Source organism: Halopenitus malekzadehii (assembly GCF_900108505.1).
In the GTDB taxonomy this organism is placed as follows: Archaea; Halobacteriota; Halobacteria; order Halobacteriales; family Haloferacaceae; genus Halopenitus; species Halopenitus malekzadehii.
In genome coordinates, this window is record NZ_FNWU01000001.1 from 793,453 (window position 1) to 812,824 (window position 19,372).

Sequence of the window (19,372 nt, forward strand, 5' to 3'; positions counted from 1 at the left end):
CCGTGGGACGCGAGCGGAACACACGCCGCGACGCGCACGGTCGTGCCGTTTAACCGCATCCCCGCCGTGTGGTCCCGTATGGAACTGCAGCGACTCGTTCGGGGACGGATCGACTGGCCCCAGATCGAACGAGTCGCGGTCGACCTCGCCGAGCGATACGGCCGCGAGACGGTGCACGTCCGGTTCCTCGACGCGGACAACTGGCTGTCGACCCCGATGGTCCTCGACGACGACCGCTTCGTGAAGGTGATCACGAAACAGAACACGCTGGTCCACGCCCTGTTCACGACCGGACGCAACCTCGGGGCGTTCTCCTCGGGGACGGAGGGGTTCTTCGAGCGGTTCGAGACGCCCTACGAGATGGCCCGCCACGAGCTCGAGGCGACCCGGAAGCTGCGCGAGCTCGGGATCAACGCCCCCGACCCCATCGAGGCGCTCGAGATCGACGGGCTCGGTGTGCTCGTCCTGGAGTATCTTCCGGAGTTTCGATCCCTCGACGAGCTCGACACCGATCGCGAGCGCGAACTCGCTCCCGCCCTCTTCGAGACGCTGCGAACGGTCCACGACGCGGGACTCGCCCACGGCGACCTCCGGGCGGAGAACGTGTTGATCCTCGACGGCGAGATCTACGTCATCGACGCGACGAACGTCGCCGACGACGCCAGGGACGACGCCCGCGCGTACGATCTCGCGAGCGCGATCGCCTCGCTGGAGCCGCTCATCGGTCCGCGGGAGACGATCGCGGCCGCGCTCACCGCCTACACGACTACGGAGCTGCTTGATGCCCGTCGATTCCTGGATTTCGTCGCATTGCGCCCCGATCACGACTTCGACGCAACCGGGCTGAAGGGGGAACTCGAGAAGCGTGCCACCCGGTCGCGGGAGGCCGAAAGGGGGAACGCTGTTGGCGGGGAGACCGAGAGCGGGGGCCCCGCCTCGATCGACGAGGAACGACCCCGGTCCTGAGACTCGACCGCGCTCGACTACTCCTTCGGGTCCACGATCTCGGCGTCGTCCGCTGCGGGATCGAACTCGGTGCCGTCGTTTTCCGCCGTGCCGTCCCCGCTCGCCTTCCCCGCTTCGTCGGGTGTGGAGAGCACCTCTGCGTCCTCGTCGCGATCCGAGCCGGCAGCGTCGTCTACGTCTCCATCCGCGTCTCCGTCCGCATCTCCGTCCGTCTCCGCAGTCGCTTCTGCCCTGGTCCCTCCCACACCGGTTCCTCCCGCCTCGGTCTCTCCCACACCGGCCTCTCCCGCCTCGGCAGCGATCGATCTGGCGGTGTCGGTTAACCCAGGTGTGGCAACCGGAGAGTCGACCGGGGTCCCTGAAGCCGGCTCGTTTTCGGCCGACGCGTCGACGTCCATCGGAGGTGCCGCGTCCTCGAGTGCCGCGTCGATCCGAGAGGCGTCGATCCCCGTTTCGGGATCGGTGGCGGGTGCTCCACCGGTGTCTCCGTCCTCGTCCGCGAAATCGTGTTCTTGGGACCCGAGGAAGGCGTCCTCGACGGCGGCAACCATCTCGTCGACGGCGTCCCCATCGAGACGGTCGGCGTACGCGTCACGGACGAGCCAGGGGATCCCGTACTCATATCTGCTCCCTGCCACGTGACGGACGAGCCCCGACCGCCGAAGCGGCCGATGTCGGGCGTAGGCGTGTTCGGTGTCGCCGCCGCCGCCGGCGGCGATGTGGGCGGTGACGGGATCGCTGGTCCCCTCACGGCGGTAGTGTCGCAGCATCTCCGTCGACATCTCCGTGAGCGCCTCGACCCGGTCTCGAAGGTTCTCGACCACGGCCTCACGGGTTCCCAGATCGATCGCCTCGTCGAACCGGAGCGCGCTCTCAGCGACGTCCGCAGCGGAGATCGGGTCGACCGCGTCGATCCCGAACGCACCGTCATCGGCGACGCCGTCAGTTGCCACACCGGCGGCGTCACCGGTCGCGTCGGCGGCGTCGAGCGCGTCGGCGAGGTCACCGGCGTCCGCGACCGCCTCCGGGTCCTCGATCCACTCGATCGAGTCCTCCGTGGTTTCGGTATCCTCGCCGTCGTATTCGTTCCCCGCCCTGCGTTCGTCGTCCGCCCCGCGTTCGTCGTTCGTCCCGCGTTCGTCGTCCACCTCATCGGTGTCCGACCCACGTTCGTCGTTCGCCTCGCGCTCGTCGTCTCCCTTGGATTCGTCAGCCGCGCCGCGCTCGTGGTCTTCGAGGGTCGACTGGCTCTCACCCGAGCCGCTGCGGTGGGGGGCCTCGGCTCGTCCGAGCAGCGCCTGCGAGAACCGGTCGGCCATCCGGGAGAGGTCCTTCGCCTCCTCGAGTTCCTGTTCGAGCTGGGTGATCCGCGCGCGCTTCTTCTCGAGTTCCTGGCGGAGGTCGGCCAGCTCGGACTCCCGCCGTTCCTGTTCGTCGGAGATGGTTTCGAGCTCGGAGACGAGGTCCCCGGAGACGGACTTCAACTCCGGCCGTTCGAAGTCCTCGAGGCCGGGGGTCGCGCCGGCGTCGAAGGTTTGCTTGCGGTGGAACTGGATGCGGCGGATCGACTCGTCCCAGTCGGTCATCAGGAACGCCTCGCCGTCACCCATGTCCTCGATCGCGTCGGCGTACTCGGACCCGAGGATCCGGCTCACGACGTTGGTGTCGTTGTCCCACGTCAGGCGGTGCCAGACGAGCCAGTCACACTGGGTGATGAAGTCCTTCTTGACGTCGGCCGGCCGCTGGCTGATGCCGACGATCCCCAGCCCGTGCTTGCGGCCGCGCTTGCCGACCTTGATCAGCATCTTGCCGGTCTCGTCCATTCCGCCGCCCTCCGGGATATACTCGTGACACTCCTCGATCACGAGCAGGAAGGGTCGTTTGAGCTTCTTCTCCTTCGCGAAGAGGTGTTTGACCACGTTGAGGATGAGTTCGGAGGCGACCGACTCCTCGAGATACCCCGAGACGTCGAGGATGATCGGCACGTTCTGGTCGAGCGCGAGCGTGGCGATCTTCTCCGCGTGCTCCGGCGAGACAACGATGTCGCACTCGTCGTCGGCTCCGACGTGGAGGATCTCGTACTCCTCCTTGAGCCCGTAGTACTCCCCGTCGCTGTCGATGATCAGTACCGGATAGTTGTCCGCAAGCAGGTTCTCGATCAACACCGAGGCGGTGTTCGACTTGCCGGACCCGCTTTTGCCCGTGATGAACGACCGCCCGGTCAGCACGTCGACGACGGGCAGTTCGACCGGGTCGCCCGGCTCCGACTCCGCATCCCCCCCGACCCCATCGCTCACGTCCGCGACGTGGATCGTCTCGGCGTTGTCCTCGCTCATACCCGTAACGACGCCGGCCGGTCCTCAAAGACCTTCGCCCGCGTCCGACGGACGTCTGACGACGATCGGCGTCGATCGGCTCACGTCGTTTCCGGCGGCGGGATCACTCGAACTCGGGGAGCGATGCCTGTCCCGTCCGCTGCCGGCGTCCACCGGTCCGATCGCCGTCACCGCGGTTTCGGCCGTCATCACGGCCATGATCGTCGGATCTCTCACCGCCGCGATCGCCGCTGGTTCCGTTCTCCGCCTGCGTGTTCTCGAACCCCGACAGGGTCGCCTGGTCGCTGTCGGCGAAGTCGAGCTTGGCGACGCGGACGCCGAGCTTGCGGGCCCGGTCGTCGGCGAACTCCGCGAGGAGGTCGAGTGCCACCGCCTCGACCAGGTCCGGGTCGTCGACGGGACCCGGGAGGCTCCGTGCGCGGGTATGCACCTCGTAGGGCGGCGTCACGACCTTCACGCCGATGGTTCGGTAGAGACACTCGCGCTCGCGGGCGCGCCGGGCCACGTCGGCCGCGAGCGCTTTCACGCGCTCGCGTTTCGTCTCCTCGTCGTCGGTCGGCGGGAGCGAGGACTCCCGCGAGAGGCTCTTCGGGAGCCCGGTCGGGGTTACCTCTCGGTCGTCCTCACCGCCGGCACGCTCGTGGAGTTCCCGGCCGCGCTCGCCCAGTTCGGCCTCGAGGGCCGCAGGATCGGCGCTCGCCAGGTCGCCCGCGGTCTCGATCCCCATCTCGGCGAGCGTGCGCGCCGTGACCGGGCCGACGCCGTGAACCGTCTCGGTCGGGAGCGGCGCGAGGAACTCCCGGACGCGGCCGGGCGGGACGACCACCAGCCCCTCCGGCTTGTCGTGGTCGCTGGCGATCTTCGCGGTGGACATGTTCGGCGCGACGCCGACGCTGGCGGTGACGCCCGCCTCGCGCTCGATCCGGTCGCGGACGTACCTGGCGTAGCCCTCCGCGAGCGTTCGACGCTCCGCGGGGCCCGCGGCGGCGCTTTCGGGGACGTCGCCGTCACCATCGTCGCCGCCGTTCGCGTCGTCGCCGGTGTTTGGGTCACCCTCGTCGACGCCGGACTGACCCGCGAGTCCCCAGGACGTGCGGTCGGTCACGTCCAGGTACGCCTCGTCGATGCTCACCTCGCGGACGACGTCCGCACAGTCGTGCAGGATCGCCTTCACGTCCGCCGCGACCGACGTGTAGAACTCCAGATCGACGGGGCGGTAGTGGGCGGTCCGATCGGGATCCGGCGCGTTCGGATCGTCGGGGTCGGCCTCGGCGCGGCGCGGAAGGCGATCGAGGGCTCGGGAGATCGGGTCTGCGCTGTTCACGCCGAACGCGCGCGCCTCGTAGCTCGCGGTGGCCACCGCGCCGATCGTCTCGCCGGGCTCGTACCCCATTCCGACGACGACGGGCTCTCCGCGGAGCGACGGGTCACGCAGGCGTTCACAGGACGCATAAAAGCAGTCCATATCCACGTGGAGGAGCACCCGATCGGCTCCCGTCGTGGGCTGCTGTGTACCCGGAAGCGTGTCCCCATCCATCGATCGACCGCTTAGTCGGCGAGCGACTTAAACGCCGGCCGTGAACCGCCTCGGGGTCACGTGGTTCGAGACGCGAAGCGTCTCGTCATCACGGAAATCTGAGATTTCCGTCCGACCCCGGGGCATTCGCCTCGACCGCCTGTAAAGCGAACTGATGGCGCTGTGAGGATCGGTTTTGTCGATCGAGCCGGATTCGATACGAGCGCACATTTTGATTTCATATAGTAAATATAGAATATTTTATTTAAATGGGAAATATGGATTCAAGATCCATCGGGTTCGGAGTATGAAAACACAGTAAACGCGATCTGTAGGGATAATAGTCCGATATCAAAGAACAGTATATCTGTGTATTTTTATAATAATATAAATATATGTTGTATATTAAATATAAATATGCCGGGGGTCGAACGGCGGTGGTGGCAGATGTGATAGCTATTAGAGAACGAAGTCGATATCGAATATCGTGACAGATATATGCGTGTAATAGAAGTCACTGACTCACCCGATAATTCCCATCAATTCCCGGGGATCTCGACTGGGTCCCGTCAAGTCGGCTGATTCAGGCAGTCTCGATCCCGTCTGACTCCGCTATGACCGATCAGGTAGTTCTCTAATAGAGAATCTATAGTGCTATCATCCCGGCGTCGAGAACACAAACTATATATTGTATGACTCAAAGATGGTGACGTATGGCATCATCAGTCAAACGGCTGGACGCCGACGCGGAGGTACCGGATCAGGCGTTCGAGGACCATATCATTGATATGGACTTCCACGTCAATCCGGTCGAGGACGAGCTGTTGGCCTACGTGGAGGACGACCGCGCCCTCGACAAGCTGACGACCGAGTTCGGCGCGACGCCGGTCGTCGGCAAGTGGGACGCCGCCTACGGCATCAAGGAGGGACAGGAGGGGCTGTTCACCCAGGGGCGCGCGAAGTACGCCGCCGACGTGCGGGAAGCGTGCAAGAACATCGCGGTCGACGACCCGATCGTCAATCCGGGCATCAACAACCTCAACCTCCAGCACCACCCGGTGTTGAAGAACGCCGTCGCCCAGGCGGCCAACGACTACATGCTCGACAACTTCGTCGACGAGGGCGTCTCCACCTCGATGATGGTTCCAAAGTGGGATCCCGACTACGCCGTCGAGGAGATCGAGCGCGTCGCCGCCGAGGACGGGATCGTCGCGGCCTACTCCTGGTTCGACCCGAAGGTCCCGTGGGGCAACGAGCAGTTCGACCCCGTCTTCGAGGCGCTGGTCGAACACGACCTGCCGCTGTTGCTGCACGGGTCGCTGGCCTATTGGCCACAGCACTCCTACATCGGCGACGACATGTTGACCTGGACGGAGGTGCTCGGGTTCGACTGGCCGCTCCACACCATGGTCAACATCGTGAACATGATTATGCGGGGCGTCTTCGACAAGTATCCCGAACTCGACGTCGTCTTCCAGGAGGGCGGCCACTGGTGGGTTCCGTTCCTTCGCTACCGGATGGACGAGTTCTACGAGATGCACCCCGACGACGTCAAGATCACGCCCCGGAAGATGGACTCCGGCGAGGAGTACCTCCAGCGCGCGCCCAGCGAGTACCTGCGTGACAACATCTACGTCTGCACGCAGCCGTTCGCGCTCCCGCGCAACGCGGGCCACGCCAGCGACCTGCTGAAGCTGTCGATGGCGGAGGACATGTTCATCTACTCGAGCGACTGGCCCCACCAGACGCTGGACCCGCCGACGTGGTTCTACACGTCGAACGCCTTCGACGACGACACGCGAGAGGCCGTGCTGCACGAAAACGCCGAGGAGATCCTGCGGGGGTACTGAGACGAATGAATTCCGATTCACCGTCCGACATCACGTGCGATCACGGTCCCTGTACCGGGGCTGCAAGCGACGTCGAGGCTGCAAGCGACGTCGAGACTGAGACTGAAACGGCCGCCGACGGCGGGACGACCATCACCGATCCCGACGACGAAGCATTCGACCGCGAGGCGTTCACCAAGGTCGCGACCGTCGACGAGATCCCCGCCGGCGAGGGCGAGGGGTACACCGTGAAGGGCATCGAGATCGCGGTGTTCAACCTCGACGGCGACTTCTACGCGATCAGCAACCGGTGTGCTCATCAGCGCGCACCGCTGCACAAAGCCGGCGATCGAAAGATCAATGCCGAGGATACTTGGACCGAAAAGCGCGGCGGCGTCAACGTCGAGGACTGTACGGTCTCGTGCCCCTGGCACCTCTGGGAGTGGGACCTCGAAACGGGCGTCCACGAGGCCTCCGGCAAGCGAATCGGCAGCTTCGACTGCGTCGTCGACGGCGAGGACGTCCTCGTCCGGATCTGATACTGGCGGGCGAAAATCCTCGTGGATATCCGTCCTCGTGGACGGACGGGGTGACAATACCTGGGAAAATACGTATTCCGCGTTTTGAAATTTCTGCTCGAGTGTTCGTTCGTCGCTGCTCGTCCGTCGTCGGGAGATGGCCCGCTCGACCCGATGGCCACAAACGGCGGAGAAACGGTCATTGATCCCGAAACACGGCATACCGATCGATCGTCGGACGTTCTGGTGGGAGCGGTGGCTGGGTCCGTGATTCGGAACGGACAATTTGACAGAACTACATCACGATTCGGTATGTATAGATATATTGTCACTCTACCGGCGTTACTTCAGCCGCTCCTGGAGGAACGAGGGATGCGCCGCCGTGACGCCGTCGATCGCCAGCAGCTTCTCGGAGATGACGTCGCCGAGCTCGTCGCCGTCGCCGGCGCGAACCTCGGCCATCAGCATGTGGTCACCCGAGGAGGTGTACAGCGCCTCGACCTCCGGAAGGTCCTTGATCGCTCGGGTTGCCTCCACGTATCGGCCGCTATCGACGTCCATTCCGACCAGGGCGATGCTCTGTCCCGAGAGCTTCTTGGGATCGACGTCGGCCGAGTAGCCCACGATGACGCCCTCCTCCTCCAGTTGTCGAATGTACTTGCGAACCGTCGGCTTCGACACGTCGGCGCGGTCCGCGATCTCCGCGTAGGAGGCCTGCGCGTCCTCCTCCAACACGGAGAGGATGCGTTCCTCCGTCGACACGGTACTCATACGCGTTTCTTTCGCGTCACTGGAAAAATACCTTGCGAACCAACAAAGAGTCTTTTCGCCCCCGGTGTCGATTCCGGTGCCGTCGATCGGTCCGAGTCGTGTCTCGAAACGTGGCCGGCGGGGCTCGTGCTGCTCGACTAGGCGTGTTTGTCGAGGAAGTGGTCGTAGGACCGTTCCCACTCGTAGTCGTCGTCCCAGTACCGTTCCGCGAGCGGCTCATCGGGCATCTCGCCGATCGCCTGCTTCTCCTGCTGGTAGGAGGGTCGCTCCTCGTCGACGTAGAACCGGCCGGTGAGGACCTCGCCCTTGTAGAGCGCCTCCTCGGTCGTTCGCATCATCTCGGCTGCCTCGACGCGGTCGGTGACGTCGAACTCGTAGTCGTCGGAGTCGTTGACGTCGATGTAGGGCACGTACTGGCGTGCGTCCTTGTTCCACGTGGGACACTGGGTCAGGAAGTCCACGTGCGCGAAGCCGTCGTGTTCCATCGCCTCGATCAGGATCTCCTTGGCCTGGTTGGGGTTCACGGCGGCCGTCCGCGCCACGTAGGAGGCGCCCGCGTTGAGCGACAGCGAGAGCGGCTTCACCGGCTCCTTGGCGCTGCCGTGGGGCTGCGTCTTCGATTTGTGGCCCTTCGGGCTCGTCGGGGAGGTCTGGCCCTTCGTCAGCCCGAAGATCTCGTTGTTGAACACGATGTAGGTCATGTCGTGGTTCTCACGGGCTGTGTGAGTGAAGTGGTTCCCGCCGATCCCGTAGCCGTCGCCGTCGCCGCCGGCGGCGATGACCTCGAGGCCGGGATTCGCGAGTTTCGCCGCCCGCGCGACCGGCAGCGATCGCCCGTGGAGCGTGTGGAACCCGTAGGAGTCGAGGTAGCTGTTCAGCTTGCCCGAACAGCCGATCCCGGTGCACAAAAGCGTCTCCTCGGGGGTGCGGCCGACCTCCGGCAACGCCTGTTTGAGCGCCTTCAGGACGCCGAAGTCGCCACAGCCCGGACACCACGTCGGTTGGGGCTCGACGCCCGGCGTGTACTCGTCGCGGTCGATCTCCCGTTCCTCGCCGATGGCTGAGAATGCGCTCATATCTAATCACCCGCCGCAGGTACGAAGGTGGTCGTGGAACTGTCCAGGTCGTCCCCCTCGACGACGACCGACTCGAACCCGTCGACGATCTCGGCGGGCTCGAAGGGGTTGCCGTTGTACTTCAACAGGCTCGAGAGCTTCTCGCCGTGGCGACCGAGGTTCTTCTGGATGAGCCCGCGGAACTGTCCGGAGGCGGTCATCTCGACGACGAGCGCCGCGTCGACGCTCTCGATGAACGCCTCGACCTCCGCGGTCGGGAACGGCAGCATGTCCGAGACGCCGAGCGCCTTCACGGAGTGGCCGTTCGCGTTCAACACGTCGACCGCCTCCGCGACGGTTCCCTGCTGGCTCCCGAAGGTGAGAATACCGTACTCGGCCTCCTCGGGACCCATATACGTCTGGGTGTCGGCGGTGTCGAGGTGCTCCCGGATCACCTCGAGCTTCTCGAGGCGCCGGTCGATCTGTGCGGTCCGGTTGTCGGGGTCCTCATTGATGTGGCCGCTCGGGCCGTGCTCGTTGCCCGTCGCGAGGTACCGGCCGCCCTTCTGGCCGGGGATCGACCGCGGCGAGACGCCGTCGTCGGCCTCGTGCTGGAACCGGTGGAACTTCCCGTCAGGGGTGTGCGGCTGTTCGGTCAGCTGGGCCTCCGAGAGCGTCTTCCCGAGGTCCGCGTTGGGCTCGCGGTCGAAGTGGCTCTTCGGGACGTTCAGCATCTCGCCGCCGAGCTTCTGGTCGTACAGCAGGATCGCCGGGATCTGGTACTCGTAGGCAATCTCGAACGCGAGCCGGCTCTGCTCGTAGGCCTCCTCGACGGTGCCCGGCGCCAACACGACGCGCTGGGAGTCGCCCTGGGAGGTGTACAGGACGTGTTCGAGGTCGGACTGTTCGGGTTTCGTCGGCATCCCGGTCGAGGGTCCGGCGCGCATCGCCTCGATGAGCACGACCGGGGTTTCGGTCATTTCGGCCAGTCCGAGCGGCTCGGACATCAACGCGAAGCCGCCGCCGGAGGATCCGGACATCGCCTTCACGCCGGCGTGTGAGGCACCGACCGCCATCGCGGCAGCGGCGATCTCGTCTTCGACCTGCTCGGAGATCCCCCCCAGCTCGGGCAGGTTCTTGGTCATGATCGTGAACACCTCGGTCCACGGCGTCATCGGGTAGCCGGCGATGAACCGGCAGCCCTCGTCGATCGCCCCGTAGGAGATGGCGTCCGACCCGGACAGCAACACCTGCTGTTCATCGTGCTCTCCGGAGGGCACGGTGACGTCGTGGGCGTCGGCGTCGTAGTTCTCGAGAACCGACTCGTAGGCGGTTTCGAGGATCTCGAGGTTCGGTTCGAAGATCTTCTCCGGCATCGCATCGCGCATCAGGTCCTCGACGTGCTCGCGGTTCATCCCGATGAGCGCGCACGTCGCGCCGACGCCGGCGGTGTTGCGCATGACCTCGCGGCCCTGCTCGCGGGCGAGCCCGCGAAGGTCGAGCGGATAGACGTGCCAGTCGTTCTCCTCGACGCGCTCGTCGAAGTCCGGGATGTCACTCGGGTCGAGCAACCCCTCGTCGTAGACGATGACGCCGCCCTCCCGAAGTTCGTCCAGGTTCTCGGAGAGCGGCTTGACCTCCTCGTTGCCGTAGACGGCGTTCTCCTGAGGGTTCCGGGCGAAGGAATCGCCAAGCGCCAACAGGAAGTTGTAGCCGTCGCCGCGCGAGCGGACGGGCTCCGCCGACGCGCGGATCTCGGTGTAGGTGTGGCCGCCGCGGATCCGGGACGGGTAATGTCGATGCGTGAACACGTGTAGCCCCGATCGCATCAGGGCCTTTGCGAAGTTCTGGCTCGTCGAGGCGATCCCGTCGCCGGATCCCCCGGAGATGCGCCAGATGAGTTCGTTGTCAGTCATAGTTTGTCGGCCCGCTGTGGGCGCGTGGTCGAACGTTGTGAGGGGCACCTATTATGGCTTGCTATGGATTCACAATGAACGATCCTTGCAGATCCTTAGTTTATAAGTAATGATGATGATCGATAGCCGGGCGGAATCGAGATATCGTGGTCGATCACCGGCGCCGACGGACACCGCTTGTGGACCGCCCCAGTCGCGACGGACACCGCTTGTGGATCACCCGATCGATATGTCCTCGAACCGGCGACGGATTTACCCGTCTGGATGACCTTTTAATAGGTATGCAAAAGACGGAACTCATCCACCTCCACGACCTGCTCGGGACGGTCTCGACGGACCTGTACGAGGAGGGGACGCTGGCGACTGACGACCTATCTGCGTACCGTGATCTCGGGACGTCGCCGATGTCGATCCGGGGATCACGAGCCGACCACGAGGCGGCCGTCATCGAACTGGCCGACGCGCTGGCCGGCGCGATCGAATCGGACCGCGGCGATGCATCGACGTCGGAGCCCCACGAGGACGCCGAATCACCGGTCACTGCGTGAACTACCCCACCCTACCGCTCGGGCTGACGCCCTCGCGCTTGAGGGTGGGGCTTCCTGTTTCAACGACGCGCTTTGCAGATACGGGTGTATCCGCAGGGAGCGTAGTCTCCACAGGCGTTGACGAGAGCGCAGCTCTCGTCCGCACATCAGAATCGCAACGCGATTCTGAGGACGTTGATTCGGAGCGTCCCCCTCCTAACCGCTTCTTGATGCCGCGAGAAAGAATGTTCCGCGCCGCATTCGCGTCTCTATCCGTCTCGAAACCGCACGCCGGGCACGAGTGTTCGCGTACCCACAGCGGCTTATCCGTCGAGACGCCGCATGCCGCACACTCTTTCGTCGTGCCACGCGGATTCACGGCGACAAAGTGCGTTCCTTCGCGTTCGCACTTGTACTCAAGCATCCGCAGGAACCTCCCCCACGCCGCACCCGCCCGGTTCCGCGAGTTGCCCGGGAGTTCGACAAGTCCCTTCGCGTCCAAGTCCTCGACGGCCACGAGGTCGTATTCGCGGGCGTAGTAGTTCGAGAGTTTGTGCAAGAAGTCTCGCCGCTTGCGCTTCAGGTCGGCGTGACGTTCGGCCACGACGCGGCGCTGTTTCTTCCAATTCGAGGAACCGTGTTCCTTCCGCGAGAGGTCGCGTTGGGCGCGTTCCAACCGCTCGCGTTCGTCGGACAGGTCGAGGGATTCGACGGCGGTTCCGTCGGTGTCGTGGGCGTACTTGAGAATCCCTACGTCGATACCGACGCACTTCTCGGGATTCTCGGGTTTCTCCGGCGGGTCGTCGGGAGTCTCGACCCCGAGGATGGCGTACCACTTCCCGGTGGGTTCCTGCTTGACCGTGACGGTCTTGATTTCGGCGTCATCGGGAAGGTCACGGTGGAAAGTGAGCGGGATTTCCCCGAGTTTCGAGAGACACAATCGTGTCCGACCACTCGTGTTCTTGAGCTCGAAGCCGGATTGACTGTAGGTGAAACTTCGGTACTCGCCCGGTGCCTTCCACTTGAGGGTGCCGACGCGGTAGCCGTTTTCTTTGTGACCGCGAAGTGTGGAGAGGCTGTCGTACAACCGCTGAACGACTTTCTGAAGCACCTTCGAGTGAACGCTCTTCAGGTCGTCCCACCACTTCTTGAGGCTCGGCAAGAGTTTCTGTTCGCTGTATGCCGAGGTCTGGTCGGTTCGGTTGAGACGGTGGAGGAAGTGGTTGTAGACTTGTCTACAGGTATCGACAGTCCACGCTAATCGCTCTTCGAGCGCGTCGGACGGTCGGAGTCGATACCTGTAGTTGTAGTTCATCTACGAGCGTTCTTCGATGAGTTCGTCAAGTTTCTCTTGGACGAACGACGAGAGGTTGAGGTGGTTGTCCTCGACCCACTCGGCTTGGTCGTCGCGGATAGAGATGTTCTTGCGCGTTGCCATATGACACAATACACAAACTACACAAATAAGGGTTGCGATTGCGTGGGCCTGTGGGCCGAGCGTTGGACGTGTTTGAGAACTGTGCGGCGCTGTATCCCCTCCCAACTCACTCGCTTCGATCGTTCGTTGAGGAAGGGGCCTTATCGCCTTAAATCAGTAATCCTCGTCCATCAACCGGGGGTTCTGGACGCGGTGGAAGTCCTCTAACACGAACGCGGTCTGTTCCCGATCGAGACCGTACGCGTGGAACGCGGCCGCGTCGAGTTCGGCCTGCACCTCCCGCCGCTCGTCCATCTCCGTCGCCGGCTCGATACCGCCAAGCCGATCGCGCATCTCCTCGAAGTCCTCCCCGTAACAGTTGAGTCGGTCGGCCCGAGTCGAGATGTAGTCAAACCACTCGTCGCCTTCGGTGAGACGGGGGACCTGTGACTCGGTGAATTTGTGCATATCGGTCACCGGTGCTCGTCGATCCATCGGCACCACGCGTGAAAGTTTTCGGCGCCACACTGGTCGGCGATCGAGTGGAGCGTACCGATCCTGACTTCGTCGTGCTGCGGAACGTCGATGAGTCGTATCTCGCCAGTATCCGGATTTTCGTACCGCAGTCGGATGTGGCTCCCTTCCCGGGAGACCGGTATGTATCCGAAGTCGATTAGCACGCCGACGATCTCATGTCCGGAAAATGTCGTCCGGACCATCCATCACCGCATAAAGTCGGGGAGTTCCTTCGGCTCGTCGGGGACCTCGTCGGGATCGATTCCCAACTCCTCTTCGAGAAACGCATCGGGATCGTCGATCGGCTCGCCGCCCCCCTCGTGAAGTTCCAAAACCTCCGACAGGTAGCGGAGCGCCTCGCCGCGGGTGTCACCTCCGCGGGCCAGTCCCGTCTCCAGGTCCCTTGCGGTGATCGAGCCGTCGTCCTCGTGAATGAATTCGACGCCCTCACCATCGGGAGCGTCGCGTGTCGCGCTCGCCATATTTTCCCTTCGAGAACCGAACGAATAAGCGTTCTGTCGAGCGGCAAGACCCGATCGGAACCCTCGGGTTTCACTTATGATCTCTCGACCGCCAAAACTCGCGTGAACCGGCTCGGGATCAAGCCCCCGAGGCACTCGGCCTGTTCCGCCTGTAGACCATTCCGGCGAGACTACTCCCACGGCGGCTCCCCGGCGTCTTCGATCTCGTCGGGGTCCACGCCGATCTCCTCGAAGAATGCCTCCTCGTCGTCGATCGGTTCCCCGCCGCCGGTATGGAGGGTCAGCGCGTCAGCGAGTCGCGACAGCGCGACCGGCTTCGACTCGCCGGACGCAGCGACCCCTGATTCGGCGTCGCGTGCCGTCACGAGGTCGTCCTCGTAGGTGAACTCCACCCCGTCGGCACGGTCGTTCTTCGACGTGGTCGCCATTACCTGTATGGAGGCGCAGAACGGATAAAAAGTGTTCTGGCGAGTACTGGCCCGTCTTCGTGATCTGAGAGTCACTCGTCGCGATAGCAGTCCTCAGCATCCAGCTCGCCCTCGAGGTGCGCTCGCCCGCGATCGGAGATATCGTAGGAAGGTACGAACTCTCACTTCGATCGACGTTCAGGAACCGTGATCGACGAGAACTCCGAGCCTCTCGCTCGTGTACCCGCTTCTTACCCCGGTCTTTCGAGCGATGCTCCCTGCGGTTAACTCGAGGGATTTGGGTGGCCCCAACGACTGGAGGATGGACTGGTCTGCCGCCTTCATTCAGTCGATCGTTCTGTACAGTCGGTTTCGAGCGCGTGGAACACCCGTACGGCGTCTATGAGGACGACGTCGCCGAGGGCGTCGAGCGGTCCCGTTCCGTCTCGCGAGCCGGCCCGCCCATCGACGCCTAGATCTCCTCGAAGCCGTCGAAGGTGTCCCGGATCGCCCAGAACGTCGACTGGGAGACGATGACGTCGCCGCGTCGAACCGCGGCCTGGAGGAGGCGGTTCGTCCGGCGGGGATCGAGCCCCTTGGCGGCCACGAGCTCGGCGAGCTCGGCGGCCGTACAGCCGGGATGATCCAGAACGAGCCCGACGACCACCTCGACGTCGTCCGATTCGGTGGCGGGCATACACGGGGAGAACCGCCCGTACCGGGTAGTTATGCGTTCGCTACGCGCGTTCCCGGGGGCTGCAACCGATCGGAACGGCCCGTTCGGTCGCGGACCGACGGGGGTGGCACCGACGGGGTGGCGTGATTCCGCGAAGAATCGGCGACGCCGATCGTGGGACGAATCGGGTGGTGGTGTGGGGGATCGACGTTCGGATCGGCGCCACCGGTCGGATCGCTCCGACACCGGCGGTTCGTCGGGTGGACATAAATATACTCACTGCCTACCGGGGGTCACCGTCCACGCGTTCCAGCGAAGTTCCTCCACCCGGCACGGGCACCGGGTCGTCAGCGACCGTCCGAACGCGTCCTGCGGCTAGCCGGCGCGGTAGGTTTCGGCCCACCGATCAGCAGCGCGATCGGAGAGCCACAGTCCCAGCCCGCCGAGGCCGACGGCGGCGAAAAGCGTTCCACCGATCACCGGTGCCGAAAGCGTTCGCGGTGCGACGACGAACCCGACGAGCAGGAGCGGGATCAACGGCAGGGCGACGCCGAGGAAGAAGGCGAGAAAGCGGGCCGTATCGAAGAGGAACTCGTTGGGCGAGAACCCGGCGATGGAGACGGTGAGCCCGTAGAAGTAGAGTGCACAGCCCGCGAGCACGGCCGCCCCGAGCAGCGCGTCGACGGGGGTCGTGGGAAAGACCACGAGCGCGGCGAGGTAGGTGACGCCGGCGGCGGGCACGCCGATGAGGAGGAAGGCGAGGCGCTTCGCGCGGAAGACGTCGGCGACCGAGATGGGTAACAGGAGATACTCGTCGACGCCGTCGAACTGCGTGAGCCAGTTGTACGTGGTGAACGCGCTCAACGCGAGGACGGCGCCGAAGAAGACGCCGGTCGCGGGCCGAAGACCGACGATCGACTCCACGAGGTCGACAAGGGCCGCCACGAGTGCGAACAGGAGCCCGACGGAGACGAACGGCTTGGCGAAGCCGCCGGTTGACCGGCCGAGATCGAGCAGTGTCTTGGTGAGCAGCCCCGCCGTCTCCGCGGGGAGGCGACGCTCCAGGGCGCGGAAGCGGTTCGAGCGCGTGCGGGCGGGGCGTCGCATAGCCGGGTCGTACACACGGAACGCGGCCGCACCGCCGACCAGGACGGTGGCGGCGACGCTGATCGCCGCGAGCGGGCCGTCATCGACGACGACGAGCGCGTCCCAGGCCGGTGTGAGCGATCCCAACGAGGCGAGACCGACGATGCTGGCCCCCAGCAGACCGGCGACCGCCCATCGAGGGGCGCCGCGCGTTCGAGCCGCAATGGCCGCGACCGACAGGGTCAGCCCCGCGGCAAAGACCAGCGACAGCGAGACCCACACCCACGGGACGGCGGTCAGCGGGATCACGCTGATGGCAACGAGTGGCGAGAAGCCGAGCGCGATCGGCAACACGAACAGGACCAGGTAGTAACACACGTCGGACAGGACGAACAGACCGATCAGCGTCCGACGTGAGACGGGAAGCGTCCGAAAGACGGACGACAACAGCGTCACGTCGCCGAGGACGCGCTCTACCATCTCGGCCCCGACGAGGACGGCGGTGCCCGTGTACAGGCCGAACCCGAAGACGAGGACGTGAACGGCGGTATACAGCGTCGAGACGTCGGTTCGTCCGTAGTACGCGCCGGCGATGCCGCCGGCCGAGAGCACCGCGACGAGGAGGGGAAACGGCGCGAAGCGCGTGCCGCCGAACAGCCGCGCGTGGAGCCGCCATTCCTGCCGCAACAGCTCGCGGAACACGGTGCGCGTGGCGCGGGTCATCGTCCCCTCACGCCCCTCCCGGCGGCGACGAGGCCGAATCGGAATCGGACGTCGCCGTCTGGCCGGCCGAATCCGCCGGATCGGCCGTCTCGACCGTCTCGAGAAAGACGTCGAGGAGGGAGTCCTCGGCGAAGGCCTCGGCGGCACGCTCGGCGACGATCCGGCCGTCGGACACGATTCCCACCCGCGTGCAGATGTCCTGGGCGACCTCGACGTTGTGCGTCGACACGAACACGGCGTTGTCGGCCGCGGCGTACTCGCGGAGGGCACGCTTGACCCGCTCTTGAACGATCGGGTCGAGATTCGCCAGCGGCTCGTCGATGAAGACCGCCGCGGGCTCGTGCAGGAACGCCTGGGTCACCATCACCTTCTGTTGCTGGCCGCGTGAAAGATCCGCACAGAGCGTGTCGAGCGTTCCGGCGTAGCCGAGGCGATCGGCCCACGTCGCGACACGATCGCGAACCGTCATCTCGTCGAGATCGCGAACGCGGCCGACGAAGTCGAAGTACTCCCGCGGGGTGAGAAAGCTCGGGGGCGAAAGCTGTTCCGGGAGGATCCCGACGCGCTCTCGGGTCGCGACCGGCTCCATGGACGGATCGGTTCCGAGCACCTCGAGGTGCCCCGCATCGGGACGAAGCTGCCCCGTGAGTATCTCCATCGTGGTCGTCTTGCCCGCGCCGTTCGGGCCGAGAAAGCCGTACAGCTCGCCGCGGTCGACGGCGACGGAGAGCCCGTCGAGTGCCCGGACCTCGCCGTAGGTCTTCCGGAGGTTTTTCGCGGAGATCGCGGTCATCGGGCAGTGGTTTCGACAGACGGTACAAAGCCGTACCGGAGGATCCGGGAACCGTCGGTGTGGGGTCCACGACCGGGCGCAGCGACACCACCCGTTCCAGTGGTTCGGCCCGGTCGACGTGCCGCACTCGGCTCCGTCTCACACACGTTTCGATCGGGCTTCCCTGACGCCGGCCCCGTCGCGGACCATATCCTCACAGTCGGGACAGACGCGGACGGCGTCGAGTTCCGGCGGGGCGAACACCCGGACGTAGCGTTCCGTCACGAACGAGCCGCAGTTCCGACATTCCGGCATCGATCGGGAGTTGGGAGTCGTCCCAGGTAGTGCTTTTGGCCGAGGCCATTGTCACCGATTCACATTCAGGGGTCGGAGGACCCCGATCGAGACCGCGTCGGGGAACCGTCGGACGCTCCGGGATCGGCTGACGACGATCCGGTCGACGGCGATCCGGCCAACGGCGATCCAGTCACCCGTCGGGATTAAGGCGACGGCGAGCGTATCGGACGTATGAGCGAGACCACGGCGACGGCGACGGTCGGAGGCGGCTGCTTTTGGTGTACCGAGGCGGCGTTTCTGGAGGTATCCGGCGTCGAATCGGTGACGTCGGGCTATGCGGGCGGCGAGACCGCGGACCCGACCTACCGGGAGGTTTGCACGGGCGAGACGGGCCACGCGGAGGTGGTTCAGGTGGAGTACGACCCGGACGTCCTCGAGTACGCCGACCTGCTCGAGGTGTTCTTCACCGTTCACGATCCAACACAGCTGAACCGGCAGGGTCCCGACGTGGGCTCACAGTACCGATCGATCATCCTGACACACGACGCGGACCAGCGGCAGCAGGCCGAGGCGTACGTCGAGGCGCTTGCCGTCGAGGGCGGGTATGACGACCCGATCGTCACCGAGATCGAACCGCTGGAGACGTTCTGGCGGGCCGAGGAGAAACATCAGAACTACTTCGAGAAGAACCCCGAGGACGCCTACTGCCGGATGCACGCCCAGCCGAAGGTGGAGACAGTCCGAGAACGGTTCCGCGAGGAACAGACCGCGTAGCGATCGCCGCGGTGGCCGTGCGGGATGGCCGCCGTTCGGCGCCGGATCCTACTTGCCGAGCCGGATCGTCGGTTCCGCGTCCTCGCTCGTGGTGATGATGCCGTCGAAGAGCTGTTTGAGGGTGTTCATCGTCTGGTCGTCGTGGGCGCTCGAGTCGATACAGAAGAGCCCGAACCCGCCGACGCTCTGGACGCGGCCGGTGAAGACGTGGAGGAACCGGAAGACGGTCTGTAGCTCCGCATACATCAACAGCGTCGACAGCGAGTGGACCATGATGCGGTTGCGCTCGATCCCGCGGTCGGTGTAGAACTCCTCGAGGAACTCCGAGAGCTTGATCCCGATCCCGGTCATGTCGACCGGCGAGGAGGTGTACTTGATCCGGTCGTCGTCGCGGGCGTCACCGACGCCCTGCTGGCGGGTGACACAGTCGACGACCGCCACCGGCTTGTCCGCATAGTCGATCCGGGTGCCGAACTCCTCGAGCACGCGGTCACCGTTGTCCTTCGTCGTGACGATGATGGCGGACTCCCCGCTCTCAGTTCCATCGGCCAGAATGTCGAGCGCGAGGCTTCGCTTGCCGGTCAGGGCCGGTCCGCTGAGCAGAAGGTTCGTGCCCGGCTCGACCGCCGTCTCGAGATGGGGGCGGAGGTCATACATCTGTGGTCCTCATCGGTCCCGCGCCGACCAGCGACGGCCGATCGGTTCCGCGACCGTCCTGCCGGGAATCATTGGGTGTCACAACGATATACGGTGCGGATATTATTCTTTTTGATTACCGCACGAGGTGG

The 19,372-nt window shown here is 64.8% G+C and carries 19 protein-coding genes and 2 pseudogenes; 5 read left to right on the top strand and 16 right to left on the bottom strand.

The genetic code is table 11. The features are described 5' to 3' along the window. Positions 1-78: 78 nt before the first annotated feature. Positions 79-870, top strand: a pseudogene (locus BLW38_RS03950) (phosphotransferase); the annotation flags it as partial. 113 nt (positions 871-983) lie between these two features. On the opposite strand, the gene BLW38_RS03955 reads toward BLW38_RS03950, so the two are convergent. Beyond that, the gene (locus BLW38_RS03955) at positions 984-3,302 is read right to left on the bottom strand and encodes an ATP-binding protein (protein WP_092814549.1); all 2,319 of its coding nucleotides are present in this window, start codon (positions 3,300-3,302) and stop codon (positions 984-986) included. 103 nt (positions 3,303-3,405) lie between these two features. Further along, positions 3,406-4,839, bottom strand: coding sequence for a DNA polymerase Y family protein (locus tag BLW38_RS03960; RefSeq protein ID WP_092814552.1), 1,434 nt, complete (start codon positions 4,837-4,839; stop codon positions 3,406-3,408). Positions 4,840-5,531: 692 nt separating this feature from the next. Between BLW38_RS03960 and BLW38_RS03965 the strand changes: the two genes are divergently transcribed. Both BLW38_RS03965 and BLW38_RS03970 read left to right on the top strand, forming a co-directional pair. Continuing rightward, entirely contained in the window at positions 5,532-6,668 is a 1,137-nt protein-coding gene (locus BLW38_RS03965; protein WP_092814555.1) for an amidohydrolase family protein, read from the top strand. A 5-nt stretch (positions 6,669-6,673) separates the two neighbouring features. Then, a complete protein-coding gene (locus BLW38_RS03970; protein ID WP_092814558.1) occupies positions 6,674-7,186 on the top strand; it encodes a Rieske (2Fe-2S) protein in 513 nt (170 codons plus the stop codon). A gap of 321 nt (positions 7,187-7,507) precedes the next feature. Here the strand turns inward: BLW38_RS03970 and lrpA1 are convergent, their stop codons facing one another. The 3 genes from lrpA1 to BLW38_RS03985 all read right to left on the bottom strand — a co-directional run bounded on the left by lrpA1 (position 7,508) and on the right by BLW38_RS03985 (position 10,907). Continuing rightward, complete coding sequence (gene lrpA1 / locus BLW38_RS03975; protein ID WP_092814561.1) at positions 7,508-7,936, bottom strand: HTH-type transcriptional regulator LrpA1; 429 nt, start codon at positions 7,934-7,936, stop codon at positions 7,508-7,510. Between the two features lie 137 nt (positions 7,937-8,073). Continuing rightward, the gene (locus BLW38_RS03980) at positions 8,074-9,012 is read right to left on the bottom strand and encodes a thiamine pyrophosphate-dependent enzyme (RefSeq protein WP_092814564.1); all 939 of its coding nucleotides are present in this window, start codon (positions 9,010-9,012) and stop codon (positions 8,074-8,076) included. A 2-nt stretch (positions 9,013-9,014) separates the two neighbouring features. Next, entirely contained in the window at positions 9,015-10,907 is a 1,893-nt protein-coding gene (locus BLW38_RS03985) for a 2-oxoacid:acceptor oxidoreductase subunit alpha (RefSeq protein ID WP_092814567.1), read from the bottom strand. A 281-nt stretch (positions 10,908-11,188) separates the two neighbouring features. On the opposite strand from BLW38_RS03985, the gene BLW38_RS03990 reads away from it, so the two are divergent. Continuing rightward, complete coding sequence (locus BLW38_RS03990) at positions 11,189-11,455, top strand: UPF0058 family protein (protein WP_092814571.1); 267 nt, start codon at positions 11,189-11,191, stop codon at positions 11,453-11,455. 1 nt (position 11,456) lies between these two features. On the opposite strand, the gene BLW38_RS03995 is transcribed toward BLW38_RS03990, so the two are convergent. From BLW38_RS03995 to BLW38_RS16140, 10 genes and pseudogenes are all read right to left on the bottom strand, one after another. After that, entirely contained in the window at positions 11,457-12,749 is a 1,293-nt protein-coding gene (locus tag BLW38_RS03995; RefSeq protein WP_092814574.1) for an RNA-guided endonuclease InsQ/TnpB family protein, read from the bottom strand. Next, complete coding sequence (locus BLW38_RS16650) at positions 12,750-12,872, bottom strand: hypothetical protein (protein ID WP_004971932.1); 123 nt, start codon at positions 12,870-12,872, stop codon at positions 12,750-12,752. It abuts the gene before it with no gap. Positions 12,873-13,025: 153 nt separating this feature from the next. After that, positions 13,026-13,316 (bottom strand): annotated as a pseudogene (locus BLW38_RS04000) (hypothetical protein); the annotation flags it as partial. Between the two features lie 8 nt (positions 13,317-13,324). Beyond that, entirely contained in the window at positions 13,325-13,570 is a 246-nt protein-coding gene (locus BLW38_RS04005) for a type II toxin-antitoxin system HicA family toxin (RefSeq protein WP_092814577.1), read from the bottom strand. A 3-nt stretch (positions 13,571-13,573) separates the two neighbouring features. Next, on the bottom strand, positions 13,574-13,849 hold the full coding sequence (locus BLW38_RS04010) for a type II toxin-antitoxin system HicB family antitoxin (protein WP_092814580.1): 276 nt from the start codon (positions 13,847-13,849) through the stop codon (positions 13,574-13,576). Positions 13,850-14,019: 170 nt separating this feature from the next. Then, positions 14,020-14,277, bottom strand: a complete 258-nt coding sequence (locus tag BLW38_RS04015) for a type II toxin-antitoxin system HicB family antitoxin (protein WP_092814583.1) — start codon at positions 14,275-14,277, stop codon at positions 14,020-14,022. 451 nt (positions 14,278-14,728) lie between these two features. Further along, on the bottom strand, positions 14,729-14,953 hold the full coding sequence (locus BLW38_RS04020) for a hypothetical protein (RefSeq protein WP_092814587.1): 225 nt from the start codon (positions 14,951-14,953) through the stop codon (positions 14,729-14,731). Between the two features lie 354 nt (positions 14,954-15,307). Further along, complete coding sequence (locus BLW38_RS04025) at positions 15,308-16,741, bottom strand: hypothetical protein (protein WP_092814590.1); 1,434 nt, start codon at positions 16,739-16,741, stop codon at positions 15,308-15,310. Positions 16,742-16,748: 7 nt separating this feature from the next. Then, a complete protein-coding gene (locus BLW38_RS04030) occupies positions 16,749-17,534 on the bottom strand; it encodes an ABC transporter ATP-binding protein (protein WP_092814593.1) in 786 nt (261 codons plus the stop codon). A 138-nt stretch (positions 17,535-17,672) separates the two neighbouring features. Next, the gene (locus BLW38_RS16140) at positions 17,673-17,828 is read right to left on the bottom strand and encodes a DUF7563 family protein (RefSeq protein WP_177167412.1); all 156 of its coding nucleotides are present in this window, start codon (positions 17,826-17,828) and stop codon (positions 17,673-17,675) included. A gap of 213 nt (positions 17,829-18,041) precedes the next feature. Here BLW38_RS16140 and msrA point away from each other — a divergent pair, with 213 nt between their 5' ends. Further along, positions 18,042-18,584 (top strand): peptide-methionine (S)-S-oxide reductase MsrA, encoded by a 543-nt coding sequence (msrA, locus tag BLW38_RS04035; protein WP_092814597.1) that lies wholly within the window; start codon positions 18,042-18,044, stop codon positions 18,582-18,584. Positions 18,585-18,632: 48 nt separating this feature from the next. On the opposite strand, the gene BLW38_RS04040 is transcribed toward msrA, so the two are convergent. Then, positions 18,633-19,241: an RAD55 family ATPase gene (locus tag BLW38_RS04040; RefSeq protein WP_092814600.1), complete on the bottom strand. Its 609-nt coding sequence runs from the start codon at positions 19,239-19,241 to the stop codon at positions 18,633-18,635. Positions 19,242-19,372 lie beyond the last annotated feature (131 nt).